Below are 14,980 nucleotides of genomic sequence, written 5' to 3' on the forward strand. Positions count from 1 at the left end.
CGGCTCCGCAATACTCTGGTAAGTTAACTGAGCGTTAATCCTGGCTAAAAAAGGCAGAAAAGAGAAGGGGAGAGCGGACGAAGGCGAGCTTCATCCGCTTTAACCGCAGAAATCGTTAAATTTTGAGGGTGTTTAATAGCGCCTGATGCGCGCCGAATTGTGAGATTTGTTGCCAGGCTTGTTCGATGGTCTGCACAAAATGCGGGTTATCTGGCAGATCATCACCGAAAACTTCACGCAGGGAAAGCAGGGCGGTGACGCGTTGTTCACTGCTACTGCCCGCAACAAGTTCGCGAATTTTATCGCTAAGCGGATCGCGAACATCAATGGCATTTCCGGCATCATCAACGCCGCTGACGTAACGCATCCAGCCTGCAACGCCTAATGCCAGCAACGACCAGTCCGTTTCGCGCGCCAGATGTATGCGAATACCTGCCAGCATACGTTGCGGTAATTTCTGGCTACCATCCATTGCGATTTGCCAGGTCTTATGTTTCAGCGCCGAGTTAGCAAAACGTGCAATTAACTTATCCGCATATTGTGTTAAATCGACATCTTTAATTCGCAGTGTCGGCGCTTGCTCATCCAGCATTAATGTTCTGGCGGCATGGCGAAATGCGCGATCCTGCATGCAATCACTGATGTGGGCGAATCCTGAGAGGTAACCCAGATAAGCGAGAAAAGAGTGGCTGCCATTAAGCATACGCAGTTTCATCTCTTCCCATGGCAGGACATCATTCACCATTTGTACACCTGCGACTTCCCAGGCAGGACGCCCAGCGACGAAGTTATCTTCCACCACCCACTGGATAAACGGTTCGCAGCTAATCGCGCAGGGATCATTCACCCCCAGATGCTGACTGATTTCCGCCAGTGATTCGTCGGTTGCTGCCGGAACAATACGGTCGACCATGGTTCCCGGAAAACTGACGTGTTCTTTTATCCACCCGGCGAGTTCTGGCGAACGTTTTTCTGCCATTCCCAGCACCGCGTTTTTCACCACATGGCCATTGTCGGGAATATTGTCGCAGGAGAGTACGGTAAACGGTGTAAGGCCGCGCTCACGGCGGCGTTTCAGTGCTTCGACGAGAATACCCGGTGCGGAGTGAGGTTCTTCAGGGGTTTGTAGATCGTGAATAATCCGCGGATTGCTGGTGTCGAGTGCACCGGTGGCCGGGTCAATACAATAGCCTTTTTCGGTAATCGTCAGGGAAACAATTGCCACCTGTGGCTCGCAAAACTTCTCAATAATTGCCGCTAAGGAATCCAGTTTTGCATTCAGGCATTCGTGAACGGCACCGACAATTATCGCCTGATTGCCGTCCGCCCCTTTCTCCAGCACGGTATATAAATGGTTCTGTGCGCGGAGCTGGCTCATCAGTTGATCGCCGCTGAACAAGCTGATTTCACAGATCCCCCAGTCGCCGCCCTGGGCATTCAGCACACGATCGGTCAGTAATGCCTGATGTGCGCGGTGAAAGGCACCAAAGCCAAAATGAACGATACGTGATTGCAACTGCTGGCGATCGTAGCGTGGAGCGTGTACATGATGCGGGAGCGTAACGGAGGCGATTGTATTCATAGGAGTCACGTCTTAGTAACGATTAATTAACAATGACAGTGTAAAGTTATATGACAGCAATTGAAATTGGTCTGGATTGTTAATGCGATGAAGTGTGAGGGCGATCAATCAACGAGTGAATATTGCGGGCGTAAGGTGTTCAGGAAGCGCAAAATAGAAGATTGGTATAATAAATTAAAAAAGGGACAGCCTGAGCTATCCCTTTTCTGCATGCGGCTGAAGTTAGTCAGCACGCCCCATATAACGGCGTTCTTCGATATGGATACGAATTTTTTCGCCCGGGCTTAAGTATTCTGGTACCTGAATCACCAGACCAGTGCTCAATGTCGCCGGTTTGTTACGGGCGCTGGCAGATGCCCCTTTGATGCCAGGTGCGGTTTCAACGATTTCCAGATCAACGGTCTGCGGCAGCTCAAGCGCCAGCAGTTGACCGTCCCAGGTCAGCACCTGCATGTCCGGCATGCCGCCCTCTGGCATAAACAGCAACTCTTCTTCAATCTGATCTTTGGTGAAGGTATACGGGGTATAGTCTTCTTTATCCATAAAGACATATTCGTTACCATCGACATAGGAGAAGTCAACGTAACGGCGGGTCAGAGTCACGGTGTCAACGATATCATCTCCTTTGAAACGCTCTTCTACTTTCAGCCCGGTACGGACATCAGAAAAACGCATTTTGTACAGCGTAGCGGCACCGCGGGCAGTGGGCGACTGAATATCAATGTCCTTAACCAGCAGCAGTTTGCCGTTGTAATTCAGTACCATACCTTTTTTAATTTCGTTCGCTCTTGGCATCGAAAAATTCCTGTAGTCGAAAATGTCAAAAATATCGCGACAAAGTACTCGCGACGGGCCTTTCGGGCAAGTGGTATTCGCACTTTTGCTGGTGCAAAAAAGGTGGTACTGTGCGCGCTCATCAATCCGGTGGTTAACCTTAAGAGAACAACGTATGGAATGCCGTCCGGGTTGCGGGGCGTGTTGCACTGCCCCTTCAATTTCCAGCCCTATTCCCGGTATGCCAGATGGCAAGCCCGCCAATACGCCCTGCATTCAGCTTGATGAACAGCAACGCTGTAAAATTTTCACCTCGCCACTGCGACCGAAAGTTTGTGCGGGCTTACAAGCCAGCGCTGAAATGTGCGGTAACTCGCGTCAGCAGGCAATGACCTGGCTTATCGATCTGGAAATGCTGACCGCGCCTTAAACATCTTTAATCCGCAGTAAGCAAAACAGAGTGGCGATAATCATCACCATCGCGAACCAGAACACAGCGTGATAATTCCAGATCTCGGCGACGATGCCCGCCACTGATCCTGCGATGATCCAGCCCACGCGCGAAGTGTTGGTATAGAGCGTGGTGGCTGAACCTGCCTGACCGGGCATCAAATCCTGAAAATAGAGCATCCCGATGCCGCCCAGAATGCCAATAAAAATAGCATTAAGCAGCTGCAAGCCCAACAGAATGACAGGTGAATGCGCCATCAGCATTCCTGCGTAAAAACAGACGCCACCCACGGCAGCAACGCGCATTAAGAAACGCTTACCCAGACGTTTGGCGAAATATCCGGCAATCAACATGGTCGGGATTTCCAGCCCGGCGGCGGTTCCCATCATCACACCGGCCAGTTTCTCGGGAAGATGCAGTTCGTTGATAATAAATAGCGGCATGTTGATGATGTACAGGCTGTTCGAGCCCCACATCAATGTACAAATGACAAACAGCAGCAGCGTATCGCGACGGTTACGGCGCGGCGCTTCAACCGTGCCGGTCGCCAGTGGAAGTTCTTTTTGCATCGACGGTAAAAACAGCCACACCATCACGCCGCAAACAATAAACGCTACCGCTGCGCTCAGATACATTACTGTAAAGCTGAAACCCATCGCTAAGGCATAAGCCAGCGGCGGGCCAATGACCCATGCCAGTGAAACCTGAGCGCGTAAAAAAGAGCTGAACATCACCGCTTCACGTCCGGTTTTGTCAGCATGTTCACGGGCGAGGGCAAACATTTGCGGGTTAGCAGTCGAGCCAAAGCTGCTAAGAAAGACGCCAACGAATAGCAAAACAAAGTAGTTGCGATTCCAGGCAAAAAGAGTGCAGGCCAGCACGCCTAACAGGCAGCAAAAGACAATCAGCGATTTGCGATCGCCGCGCTTATCAGAGCGCCCGGCGAGAAACTGACTCACCAGAATCCCAATGACAGCGCTGCCGGTAAAGAAGAATCCCACCATCGCCGGACGGGCATGTACTTCATCGGTAAGAAAAATACTGAGTGTCGGGGTTTGCAGAGCGCCCGCAATACCGGTGAGAAAGGCAACGATTAAAAACGCCGTCGAGGTCAGATCAAACGATTTCGCGCTGGAGACTGCGGGGGAGTTATGCATGCTGGTCGATCACTGGAAGAGGAAGACGCGGAGTTTACGCTGCTTGTCAGAAAATAAACAGACAGCGAAATCAAAAGCGCCACGAATAATCAAAATGCCATTTCACTGTTGCTGATTGGCTGCTGACGCTGCTGAAATGAAATTGCTGATAACGGATTTTCCCATCAGCAATTAGGAAAAATGACAAAAAATTGTGCAGCACATCAAACTTTTGCTCATAACTTTACGGCTTTCCTTGCGTGCTGAAACAGAAGTATTATGCTTTCTTGAAACGTTTCAGCGCGATCTTGTCTTTAACCCTAAGCCAGGTTGGCGCTTTTTTTCTCATAGAAGCTGAATCGTTTCAATTCAGCAAGAGAGGAGAACTATGTTCCAGTTATCCGTACAGGACATCCATCCGGGCGAAAAGGCCGGAGACAAAGAAGAGGCGATTCGCCAGGTCGCTGCGGCGCTGGTGCAGGCCGGTAATGTAGCTGAAGGCTACGTCAATGGCATGCTGGCGCGCGAACAGCAAACCTCTACGTTCCTCGGCAATGGTATTGCTATTCCACACGGCACTACCGACACCCGCGATCAGGTGCTGAAAACCGGCGTTCAGGTATTTCAGTTCCCGGAAGGCGTCACCTGGGGTGACGGCCAGGTAGCGTACGTGGCGATCGGTATTGCTGCCAGCTCGGATGAACATCTGGGCCTGCTACGCCAGCTGACCCACGTACTGAGCGATGATTCCGTTGCTGAACAACTGAAGTCAGCAACAACAGCAGAAGAACTTCGCGCATTGCTGATGGGCGAAAAGCAGAGTGAGCAGCTGAAGCTCGACAACGAAATGCTGACGCTGGATATCGTCGCCAGCGATCTGCTGACTCTTCAGGCGCTGAACGCTGCTCGTCTGAAAGAGGCGGGGGCAGTTGACGCCACTTTCGTCACCAAAGCCATCAATGAACAACCGCTGAACCTCGGACAGGGTATCTGGCTGAGCGATAGTGCCGAAGGCAATCTGCGTAGCGCGATTGCGGTAAGCCGTGCGGCAAATGCTTTTGATGTGGACGGCGAAACGGCAGCCATGCTGGTGAGTGTGGCGATGAATGACGATCAGCCCATTGCGGTTCTAAAGCGTCTCGCTGATTTGTTACTCGACAATAAAGCTGACCGCTTGCTGAAAGCGGATGCGGCAACGTTGCTGGCGTTGCTGACCAGCGATGATGCGCCGACCGACGACGTGTTAAGCGCGGAGTTTGTGGTGCGCAATGAACACGGCCTGCATGCTCGTCCAGGTACCATGCTGGTCAATACCATTAAACAATTTAACAGTGATATTACCGTGACAAACCTTGATGGCACCGGCAAACCGGCAAACGGACGTAGTCTGATGAAAGTTGTGGCACTTGGCGTTAAGAAAGGTCATCGCCTACGCTTTACCGCCCAGGGTGCAGATGCTGAACAGGCGCTGAAAGCCATTGGCGACGCTATCGCTGCTGGTCTTGGGGAGGGCGCATAATGAGCAGACGTGTTGCTACTATCACCCTTAATCCGGCTTATGACCTTGTTGGTTTCTGCCCGGAAATTGAACGCGGCGAAGTGAACCTGGTGAAAACCACCGGTCTGCATGCGGCGGGTAAAGGCATCAACGTGGCCAAAGTATTAAAAGACCTGGGAATTGATGTCACCGTTGGCGGCTTCCTCGGTAAAGACAATCAGGATGGTTTTCAGCAACTGTTCAGCGAGCTGGGCATTGCCAACCGTTTCCAGGTTGTACAGGGGCGCACCCGAATTAACGTTAAGCTGACGGAAAAAGACGGCGAAGTGACCGACTTCAACTTCTCGGGTTTTGAAGTCACCCCCGCCGACTGGGAACGCTTTGTGACTGATTCTCTGAGCTGGCTCGGTCAGTTCGATATGGTCTGTGTCAGCGGAAGCTTACCGTCAGGCGTCAGCCCGGAAGCGTTCACCGACTGGATGACTCGCCTGCGTAGTCAGTGTCCTTGCATTATCTTTGATAGTAGCCGTGAAGCGTTAGTAGCAGGTTTGAAAGCGGCACCGTGGCTGGTGAAACCTAACCGCCGCGAGCTGGAAATCTGGGCGGGCCGTAAACTGCCTGAAATGAAAGATGTGATTGAAGCTGCGCATGCGCTGCGTGAACAAGGTATCGCGCATGTCGTTATTTCACTGGGTGCCGAAGGCGCGCTTTGGGTTAATGCCTCCGGCGAATGGATCGCCAAACCACCGTCAGTCGATGTCGTAAGCACCGTTGGCGCAGGGGATTCTATGGTTGGTGGCCTGATTTATGGCTTGCTGATGCGTGAATCCAGTGAACACACACTGCGTCTGGCGACAGCTGTTGCAGCCCTGGCGGTAAGTCAAAGCAATGTGGGTATTACCGATCGTCCGCAGTTGGCCGCAATGATGGCGCGCGTCGACTTACAACCTTTTAACTGACAGCAGGAGAGGCATAATGAAAACGCTGCTGATTATTGACGCTAATCTCGGTCAGGCACGCGCCTATATGGCGAAGACCCTGCTGGGCGCGGCGGCGCGAAAAGCAAAACTGGAAATCATCGACAATCCGAACGACGCTGAAATGGCGATTGTTCTCGGTGATTCCATCCCGAACGACAGCGCGCTGAACGGTAAAAATGTCTGGCTGGGCGATATTTCCCGGGCAGTTGCGCACCCTGAGCTGTTCCTGAGTGAAGCCAAAGGCCATGCGAAACCTTACACTGCGCCGGTCGCTGCGACAGCACCGGTTGCCGCCAGCGGTCCGAAACGCGTAGTTGCGGTGACTGCTTGCCCGACTGGCGTAGCACACACCTTTATGGCGGCTGAAGCCATTGAAACCGAAGCGAAAAAACGTGGCTGGTGGGTGAAAGTTGAAACCCGTGGTTCGGTTGGCGCGGGTAATGCAATCACCCCTGAAGAAGTAGCCGCAGCGGATCTGGTGATTGTGGCGGCAGATATTGAAGTGGATCTGGCGAAATTTGCTGGTAAACCGATGTATCGCACCTCTACCGGTCTGGCGCTGAAGAAAACCGCGCAGGAACTGGATAAAGCGGTTGCTGAAGCAACGCCGTATGAACCGGCGGGCAAAACTCAAACAGCGACCACTGAAGGTAAGAAAGAGAGTGCAGGCGCTTATCGTCACTTGCTGACGGGCGTCTCTTACATGCTGCCGATGGTCGTTGCAGGTGGTCTGTGTATCGCGCTTTCTTTTGCTTTTGGTATCGAAGCGTTTAAAGAGCCGGGTACGTTGGCAGCGGCGCTGATGCAGATTGGTGGTGGTTCAGCCTTTGCGCTGATGGTGCCGGTACTGGCAGGTTATATTGCCTTCTCCATTGCCGATCGTCCGGGCCTCACGCCGGGTCTGATTGGCGGTATGCTGGCGGTCAGCACTGGTTCTGGCTTCATTGGCGGTATTATTGCGGGCTTCCTGGCTGGTTACATTGCGAAGTTAATCAGTACGCAATTGAAACTGCCACAGAGTATGGAGGCGCTGAAACCGATTCTGATCATTCCGCTAATTTCCAGTCTGGTGGTCGGTCTGGCGATGATCTACCTGATCGGTAAACCGGTTGCTGGCATTCTCGAAGGGTTGACTCACTGGCTGCAGACCATGGGGACTGCGAATGCGGTTCTGCTGGGGGCGATCCTCGGTGGCATGATGTGTACTGACATGGGCGGTCCGGTAAACAAAGCAGCGTACGCATTCGGTGTGGGTCTGCTGAGTACTCAAACCTATGGCCCGATGGCGGCGATTATGGCGGCAGGTATGGTGCCACCGCTGGCAATGGGCCTGGCAACAATGGTGGCGCGTCGCAAATTCGACAAAGCGCAGCAGGAAGGGGGCAAAGCTGCTCTGGTACTGGGACTGTGCTTCATTTCGGAAGGTGCAATTCCGTTTGCTGCTCGTGATCCGATGCGTGTGCTGCCGTGCTGTATCGTGGGTGGGGCGCTGACTGGCGCAATCTCAATGGCGATTGGTGCGAAACTGATGGCACCGCACGGTGGTCTGTTTGTTCTGCTGATCCCTGGCGCTATTACGCCGGTACTGGGTTACCTGGTAGCCATTATTGCCGGTACGCTGGTGGCGGGTCTGGCCTATGCCTTCCTGAAACGTCCGGAAGTGGACGCAGTAGCGAAAGCAGCGTAATAAAAGGTGTGTTACAGGGCAGAAATTTCCTGCCCTGTAACATTTGATGCGCGCAAAGAGAATGACCGGTTTGTGAATGTAATTTTATGAATTTAAATGGTTTTATCTTTTAGTGGAAACCTGAAACTTTCATCAAACACTAAGGTTATTTCCTCAAGGGCAGATTAATTTCTGCCCTTTTTTAGTGTTCCTGTTCTGTGCATCCCGTCACAAATTCCCCCTTTTTATAATTCAGGTATTTAATCGCGTTTTGTGAGCCTGCTCAAATCTGCCCATTTTGCCTCTCTGGCGGTAATTTACTTTACGTAAAACATGCATACTATGAGCACATGTTTAAATATGAACACATGTTTAAACCGTCTTTGCAGTATCAATATTCTTGTGGATTGACAGGGTTGGTAATTTTTTACCAGAGGACGTGCTATGCGCGAAAAGGATTATGTCGTAATTATAGGTTCGGCGAATATTGATGTCGCCGGATATTCACATGAATCATTAAATTATGCGGATTCAAATCCAGGTAAAATAAAGTTTACGCCTGGTGGAGTAGGGCGCAATATTGCACAAAACCTGGCGTTGCTGGGGAATAAAGTCTGGCTACTGAGCGCAGTAGGCAGTGATTTTTATGGTCAATCGTTGCTAACGCAAACCAATCAATCTGGTGTTTATGTCGATAAATGCCTGATTGTGCCGGGAGAAAATACGTCGAGCTATTTATCATTACTCGATAATACCGGTGAAATGCTGGTTGCTATAAATGACATGAATATTAGCAACGCTATTACAGCTGAATATCTCGCACAGCACGGTGAATTTATTCAGAGGGCAAAGGTCATTGTCGCGGACTGTAATATCAGTGAAGAGGCACTGGCATGGATTCTGGATAATGCCGCCAACGTACCCGTATTTGTCGATCCTGTTTCCGCGTGGAAATGTGTCAAAGTGCGCGACCGTCTAAATCAAATCCACACTCTCAAGCCAAACCGCCTTGAAGCGGAAACCCTGAGTGGGATTGCTTTGTCAGGGCGTGAAGATGTGGCAAAAGTTGCTGCCTGGTTCCATCAACATGGCCTGAACCGACTGGTAATGAGCATGGGCGGCGACGGCGTTTATTACAGTGATATCAGCGGTGAAAGTGGTTGGTCTGCGCCGATCAAAACCAATGTCATTAATGTTACCGGAGCGGGCGATGCCATGATGGCTGGGCTTGCTTCGTGTTGGGTAGACGGAATGCCGTTTGCCGAATCTGTTCGTTTCGCACAGGGATGTTCGTCAATGGCGCTCTCCTGTGAATACACCAATAACCCCGATTTATCGATTGCCAACGTTATATCGTTAGTGGAGAACGCAGAATGTCTGAATTAAAAATTTCCCCTGAATTATTACAAATTTCCCCGGAAGTGCAGGACGCTTTAAAAAACAAAAAACCGGTTGTGGCGCTGGAATCGACCATTATTTCTCACGGGATGCCGTTCCCACAAAATGCCCAGACCGCAATTGAAGTTGAAGAAACTATTCGTAAACAGGGCGCTGTACCTGCCACTATCGCCATTATTGGCGGCGTGATGAAAGTGGGTTTAAGCAAAGAAGAAATTGAATTGCTGGGTAGTGAAGGGCATAACGTGACCAAAGTTAGTCGTCGCGATTTACCTTTTGTTGTTGCCGCCGGAAAAAATGGCGCAACTACCGTTGCTTCAACGATGATTATTGCGGCGCTTGCCGGAATTAAAGTATTTGCCACAGGGGGAATTGGTGGTGTGCATCGCGGGGCGGAACATACCTTCGATATTTCTGCCGATTTGCAAGAACTGGCAAATACTAATGTCACCGTTGTTTGTGCCGGGGCGAAATCTATTCTCGATTTAGGATTAACCACTGAGTATTTAGAAACCTTCGGTGTGCCGTTAATTGGCTATCAGACCAAAGCGCTGCCTGCGTTTTTCTGCCGTACCAGCCCGTTTGACGTCAGTATTCGTCTCGACAGCGCCAGTGAAATTGCCCATGCAATGGCGGTGAAATGGCAAAGCGGGCTGAACGGTGGCCTGGTGGTGGCAAATCCGATCCCGGAACAGTTTGCGATGCCGGAGGAATCTATCAATGCAGCCATAGATCAAGCCGTTGCCGAAGCCGAAGAGCAGGGCGTTATTGGTAAAGAAAGCACACCGTTCCTGCTGGCTCGTGTTGCTGAACTGACTGGCGGTGACAGCCTGAAATCCAACATCCAACTGGTGTTCAACAACGCCATTCTGGCGAGTGAAATTGCCAAAGAATACCAGCGTCTCGCGGGTTAATTTCTGACGGGCAGAAAGCCGTCGCCCGTACTGATCATACATACCAAAACCTGGCGCTGACGCCGGGTTTACTGGCATGAAGGGAAAATCATTATGGATATAATGAGAAGTGTTGTGGGGATGGTGGTGTTACTGGCAATAGCATTTTTGTTGTCAGTGAATAAAAAGAGCATCAGTTTGCGCACGGTTGGAGCCGCGCTGCTGCTACAAATCGCCATTGGCGGCATCATGCTCTATTTTCCACCAGGAAAATGGGCGGTAGAGCAGGCGGCATTAGGCGTTCATAAAGTGATGTCTTACAGTGATGCCGGTAGTGCCTTTATTTTTGGTTCATTGGTCGGGCCGAAAATGGATGTCCTGTTTGATGGCGCGGGCTTTATCTTCGCCTTTCGCGTACTCCCGGCGATTATCTTCGTCACTGCGCTCATCAGCCTGCTGTACTACATTGGCGTGATGGGGCTGCTAATCCGCATCCTTGGCAGCATTTTCCAGAAAGCCCTCAACATCAGCAAAATCGAATCTTTTGTTGCGGTTACCACTATTTTCCTCGGGCAAAATGAGATCCCGGCGATCGTTAAACCGTTTATCGATCGCATGAATCGCAACGAGTTGTTTACCGCAATTTGTAGCGGGATGGCGTCCATTGCTGGTTCGATGATGATTGGTTATGCCGGAATGGGCGTACCAATTGACTACCTGTTAGCGGCATCGCTGATGGCGATCCCTGGCGGGATTTTGTTTGCACGTATTCTTAGCCCGGCAACCGAGCCTTCGCAGGTCACATTTGAAAATCTGTCGTTCAGCGAAACACCGCCAAAAAGCTTTATCGAAGCAGCGGCGAGCGGTGCGATGACCGGGTTGAAAATCGCCGCTGGTGTGGCGACGGTGGTAATGGCGTTTGTCGCAATTATTGCGCTGATTAATGGCATTATCGGCGGAATTGGCGGCTGGTTTGGTTTTGCCAATGCTTCTCTGGAAAGTATTTTTGGCTATGTGCTGGCACCGCTGGCGTGGATCATGGGTGTGGACTGGAGTGATGCCAACCTGGCGGGTAGCCTGATTGGGCAGAAACTGGCGATTAACGAATTCGTCGCTTACCTGAGCTTCTCCCCATACCTGCAAACGGGCGGCACGCTGGAAGTGAAAACCATTGCGATTATCTCCTTTGCGCTTTGTGGTTTTGCTAACTTTGGTTCTATCGGTGTTGTCGTTGGGGCATTTTCGGCTATTTCGCCAAAACGCGCACCGGAAATCGCCCAGCTTGGTTTACGGGCGCTGGCAGCAGCAACGCTTTCCAACCTGATGAGCGCGACCATTGCCGGGTTCTTTATTGGTTTAGCTTGAGTTTCATTGCCGGATGTACGCGCTTATTTAGCGTCACATCCGGCAATCGCTCTATTGCAAATAATTTTTACTGCATCATCCCTGAGAATTTATTTTCCGGGTCCAACTCCAGTGCCAGTCCTGATAACTGCTTTCTGTTTTTAATTAGATACCCTTTCTTGCTTTTAATTAATAAACCGTCGTGAATGAATTGCGCGAGAACATATAAAAGATGTCGATAAGAAACGCCTAAATACTCTGCCGCTTGCGTATGCTTTTCGTGATAAAGATCACCTTCCTGCGAGAGTAATATAAATGCTGCCAGGCGATTCACTAACGGAAATAATTGATTCTGAGTTAAAGAAACAATATTACGATAATTTTTATGACTTAAGGTGACGCAAAGTTTTCGTAAAAATAGGGTGTCGTTTAATAACAGTGGACGGTAATGTTTCATAGGGAGCGCAAGGCACCAACACTCTTCAATAGCCTGCACCGCACGCGGTTCATGGTCTTTATCGATTAACTCAATCTCACCAATAAAACAGGGGGCGGCAAAGAAATCGATCAGCGACACGCGACCATTAGCAAGCGTGGCGTAAAGCCTGGCGCGGCCTCGCGTCAGATAAAACAGCCATGACGGCTGTTGCCCTTCCTGCACAATGTAGTCACGCGCTAAAAAATGAAACAGCCGCGTATCGGCTGAAACATCCGTTGAAAAGCAATCCTTAAACGCAGATTCACTCATCAATTGCTGCTTAAGGTCATTATTGTGGATTTCTTTCACGATGTTTATCCGCTATGAGATTTCTCATATTTAGCATACTTACGCTGTTGTTAAGATTCAATCATCGGCCCGGTCGAATTTTCTTTGCTGTAGAAAAAATAACGCAACTGGAAACAGAGGAAATAAACAATGGAAAAGAGAAAAAATATTCTGGATTGTGATCCGGGTCATGATGATGCTATTGCCATAATGATGGCCGCGAAACATCCGGTGATTGATTTATTAGGCATCACCATTGTGGCGGGTAATCAGACGCTTGATAAAACATTAATTAATGGCCTGAATGTTTGCCAGAAACTGGAGATTAATGTTCCGGTTTATGCGGGGATGCCTCAGCCCATTATGCGGCAACAAATCGTTGCCGATAATATTCACGGTGAAACCGGACTTGATGGCCCGGTATTCGAGCCGCTGACCCGCCAGGCAGAAAGTACCCATGCGGTGAAATACATCATTGATACCCTGATGGCAAGCGATGGCGATATCACTCTGGTGCCGGTTGGCCCACTTTCAAACATCGCGGTGGCAATGCGTATGCAACCCGCGATCCTGCCGAAAATCCGTGAAATTGTGCTGATGGGCGGCGCTTACGGTACTGGCAACTTCACCCCATCTGCCGAGTTCAACATCTTTGCTGACCCGGAAGCCGCACGCGTGGTGTTCACCTCCGGCGTTCCGTTGGTGATGATGGGCCTCGATCTCACCAACCAGACCGTTTGCACCCCGGACGTGATTGCTCGGATGGAAAGGGCAGGCGGCCCTGCCGGAGAGCTGTTCAGCGACATCATGAACTTCACTCTCAAAACCCAGTTCGAAAACTATGGCCTGGCTGGCGGCCCGGTGCACGACGCCACCTGCATCGGTTATCTGATCAACCCTGATGGCATTAAAACCCAGGATATGTACGTCGAAGTGGACGTCAACAGCGGCCCTTGCTATGGGCGTACGGTCTGCGACGAACTGGGCGTTCTTGGCAAGCCCGCCAATACCAAAGTCGGCATCACTATTGATACTGACTGGTTCTGGGGATTAGTCGAAGAGTGCGTGCGCGGCTACATCAAAACCCATTAAGTGTTGATAACAAGCCGGGTCAGTATCGCAAGATGCAGGCCCGGCTATTTCTGATGGGCAGAAAGCCGTCGCCCAAAATGACATGAAGAGATAATAACTATGGATGTCATGAGAAGTGTTCTGGGAATGGTGGTATTGCTGGCAATTGCGTTTTTGCTGTCAGTAAACAAGAAGAAGATCAGCCTGCGTACCGTTGGCGCGGGGTTAGTGTTACAGGTCGTGATTGGCGGCATTATGCTTTGGTTACCGCCAGGGCGTTGGGTCGCTGAAAAAGTCGCTTTTGGCGTGCATAAAGTGATGGCGTACAGCGACGCGGGTAGCGCATTTATCTTCGGTTCGCTGGTCGGGCCGAAAATGGACACGCTGTTTGATGGCGCAGGATTTATCTTTGGTTTCAGGGTATTACCGGCAATTATCTTCGTTACAGCACTGGTGAGTATTCTCTACTACATCGGTGTGATGGGGATCTTAATTCGCATTCTCGGCGGTATATTCCAGAAAGCATTGAATATCAGCAAGATTGAGTCATTCGTCGCTGTCACTACCATTTTCCTCGGGCAAAACGAAATTCCGGCAATCGTCAAACCCTTTATCGATCGTCTGAATCGCAATGAATTATTTACGGCTATTTGTAGTGGCATGGCCTCGATTGCTGGTTCGACAATGATTGGTTACGCCGCACTGGGCGTGCCTGTGGAATATCTGCTAGCGGCATCGTTAATGGCGATCCCCGGCGGGATCTTGTTTGCCCGCCTGTTAAGCCCGGCTACCGAATCTTCGCAGGTTTCCTTTAATAACCTCTCTTTCACCGAAACACCGCCAAAAAGCATTATTGAAGCCGCCGCTACAGGGGCAATGACCGGACTGAAAATCGCCGCAGGTGTGGCGACAGTAGTGATGGCATTTGTCGCCATCATTGCGTTAATTAACGGTATTATCAGCGGCGTTGGCGGCTGGTTTGGTTTTGAACATGCCTCGCTGGAGTCCATTTTAGGTTACCTGCTGGCCCCACTGGCGTGGGTAATGGGTGTTGACTGGACTGATGCGAATCTTGCCGGGAGTTTGATTGGACAGAAACTGGCGATTAATGAATTTGTCGCTTACCTCAATTTCTCACCTTATCTGCAAACAGCTGGCACTCTGGATGCTAAAACCGTGGCGATTATTTCTTTCGCGTTGTGCGGTTTCGCTAACTTTGGTTCTATCGGGGTGGTGGTGGGGGCGTTTTCTGCGGTTGCGCCACACCGTGCACCGGAAATCGCCCAGCTTGGTTTACGGGCGCTGGCAGCGGCGACACTTTCTAACCTGATGAGCGCTACCATTGCCGGATTTTTTATTGGCTTAGCGTAGTGCGCGAGTTATGAGCCGGATAAGACGCGGTCAAGCGTCGAATCCGGCAA

At 50.7% G+C, this 14,980-nt stretch carries 13 protein-coding genes; 9 read left to right on the plus strand and 4 right to left on the minus strand.

What is annotated here, in order from left to right; genetic code table 11:
* Positions 1-115: 115 nt before the first annotated feature.
* On the minus strand, positions 116-1,582 hold the full coding sequence (locus tag ACJHYR_RS14005; RefSeq protein ID WP_021564471.1) for a mannitol dehydrogenase family protein: 1,467 nt from the start codon (positions 1,580-1,582) through the stop codon (positions 116-118).
* 222 nt (positions 1,583-1,804) lie between these two features.
* A complete protein-coding gene (yeiP, locus tag ACJHYR_RS14010) occupies positions 1,805-2,377 on the minus strand; it encodes an elongation factor P-like protein YeiP (RefSeq protein WP_001136827.1) in 573 nt (190 codons plus the stop codon).
* 154 nt (positions 2,378-2,531) lie between these two features.
* Between yeiP and ACJHYR_RS14015 the strand changes: the two genes are divergently transcribed.
* A complete protein-coding gene (locus ACJHYR_RS14015; RefSeq protein WP_000389030.1) occupies positions 2,532-2,786 on the plus strand; it encodes a YkgJ family cysteine cluster protein in 255 nt (84 codons plus the stop codon).
* Here ACJHYR_RS14015 and setB read toward each other — a convergent pair.
* The gene (setB, locus tag ACJHYR_RS14020) at positions 2,783-3,964 is read right to left on the minus strand and encodes a sugar efflux transporter SetB (RefSeq protein WP_000551977.1); all 1,182 of its coding nucleotides are present in this window, start codon (positions 3,962-3,964) and stop codon (positions 2,783-2,785) included. The genes ACJHYR_RS14015 and setB overlap by 4 nt on opposite strands.
* Positions 3,965-4,331: 367 nt before the next feature.
* Here setB and fruB point away from each other — a divergent pair, with 367 nt between their 5' ends.
* From fruB to ACJHYR_RS14050, 6 genes are all read left to right on the plus strand, one after another.
* Positions 4,332-5,462 (plus strand): fused PTS fructose transporter subunit IIA/HPr protein, encoded by a 1,131-nt coding sequence (gene fruB, locus ACJHYR_RS14025; protein ID WP_000487246.1) that lies wholly within the window; start codon positions 4,332-4,334, stop codon positions 5,460-5,462.
* Entirely contained in the window at positions 5,462-6,400 is a 939-nt protein-coding gene (gene fruK, locus ACJHYR_RS14030) for a 1-phosphofructokinase (RefSeq protein ID WP_000091263.1), read from the plus strand. Before fruB ends, fruK begins: the two co-directional genes overlap by 1 nt.
* Before the next feature lie 16 nt (positions 6,401-6,416).
* The gene (gene fruA / locus ACJHYR_RS14035) at positions 6,417-8,108 is read left to right on the plus strand and encodes a PTS fructose transporter subunit IIBC (protein ID WP_000854453.1); all 1,692 of its coding nucleotides are present in this window, start codon (positions 6,417-6,419) and stop codon (positions 8,106-8,108) included.
* A gap of 423 nt (positions 8,109-8,531) precedes the next feature.
* Entirely contained in the window at positions 8,532-9,473 is a 942-nt protein-coding gene (locus ACJHYR_RS14040) for a pseudouridine kinase (RefSeq protein WP_001587220.1), read from the plus strand.
* On the plus strand, positions 9,461-10,399 hold the full coding sequence (psuG, locus tag ACJHYR_RS14045; protein ID WP_001292477.1) for a pseudouridine-5'-phosphate glycosidase: 939 nt from the start codon (positions 9,461-9,463) through the stop codon (positions 10,397-10,399). The genes ACJHYR_RS14040 and psuG overlap by 13 nt, the downstream gene beginning before the upstream one ends.
* A 93-nt stretch (positions 10,400-10,492) precedes the next feature.
* Positions 10,493-11,743, plus strand: a complete 1,251-nt coding sequence (locus ACJHYR_RS14050) for a NupC/NupG family nucleoside CNT transporter (protein WP_000353878.1) — start codon at positions 10,493-10,495, stop codon at positions 11,741-11,743.
* 67 nt (positions 11,744-11,810) lie between these two features.
* Here ACJHYR_RS14050 and ACJHYR_RS14055 read toward each other — a convergent pair whose 3' ends face one another.
* On the minus strand, positions 11,811-12,509 hold the full coding sequence (locus ACJHYR_RS14055) for a transcriptional regulator YeiL (RefSeq protein WP_000658596.1): 699 nt from the start codon (positions 12,507-12,509) through the stop codon (positions 11,811-11,813).
* A 129-nt stretch (positions 12,510-12,638) separates the two neighbouring features.
* Here ACJHYR_RS14055 and rihB point away from each other — a divergent pair, with 129 nt between their 5' ends.
* Positions 12,639-13,580 (plus strand): ribosylpyrimidine nucleosidase, encoded by a 942-nt coding sequence (gene rihB, locus ACJHYR_RS14060; protein ID WP_000415473.1) that lies wholly within the window; start codon positions 12,639-12,641, stop codon positions 13,578-13,580.
* Between the two features lie 99 nt (positions 13,581-13,679).
* On the plus strand, positions 13,680-14,930 hold the full coding sequence (locus tag ACJHYR_RS14065; protein ID WP_072837470.1) for a NupC/NupG family nucleoside CNT transporter: 1,251 nt from the start codon (positions 13,680-13,682) through the stop codon (positions 14,928-14,930).
* Positions 14,931-14,980 lie beyond the last annotated feature (50 nt).

This window comes from Escherichia sp. WS1450, from assembly GCF_046487395.1.
GTDB classification, from domain to species: Bacteria; Pseudomonadota; Gammaproteobacteria; order Enterobacterales; family Enterobacteriaceae; genus Escherichia; species Escherichia coli.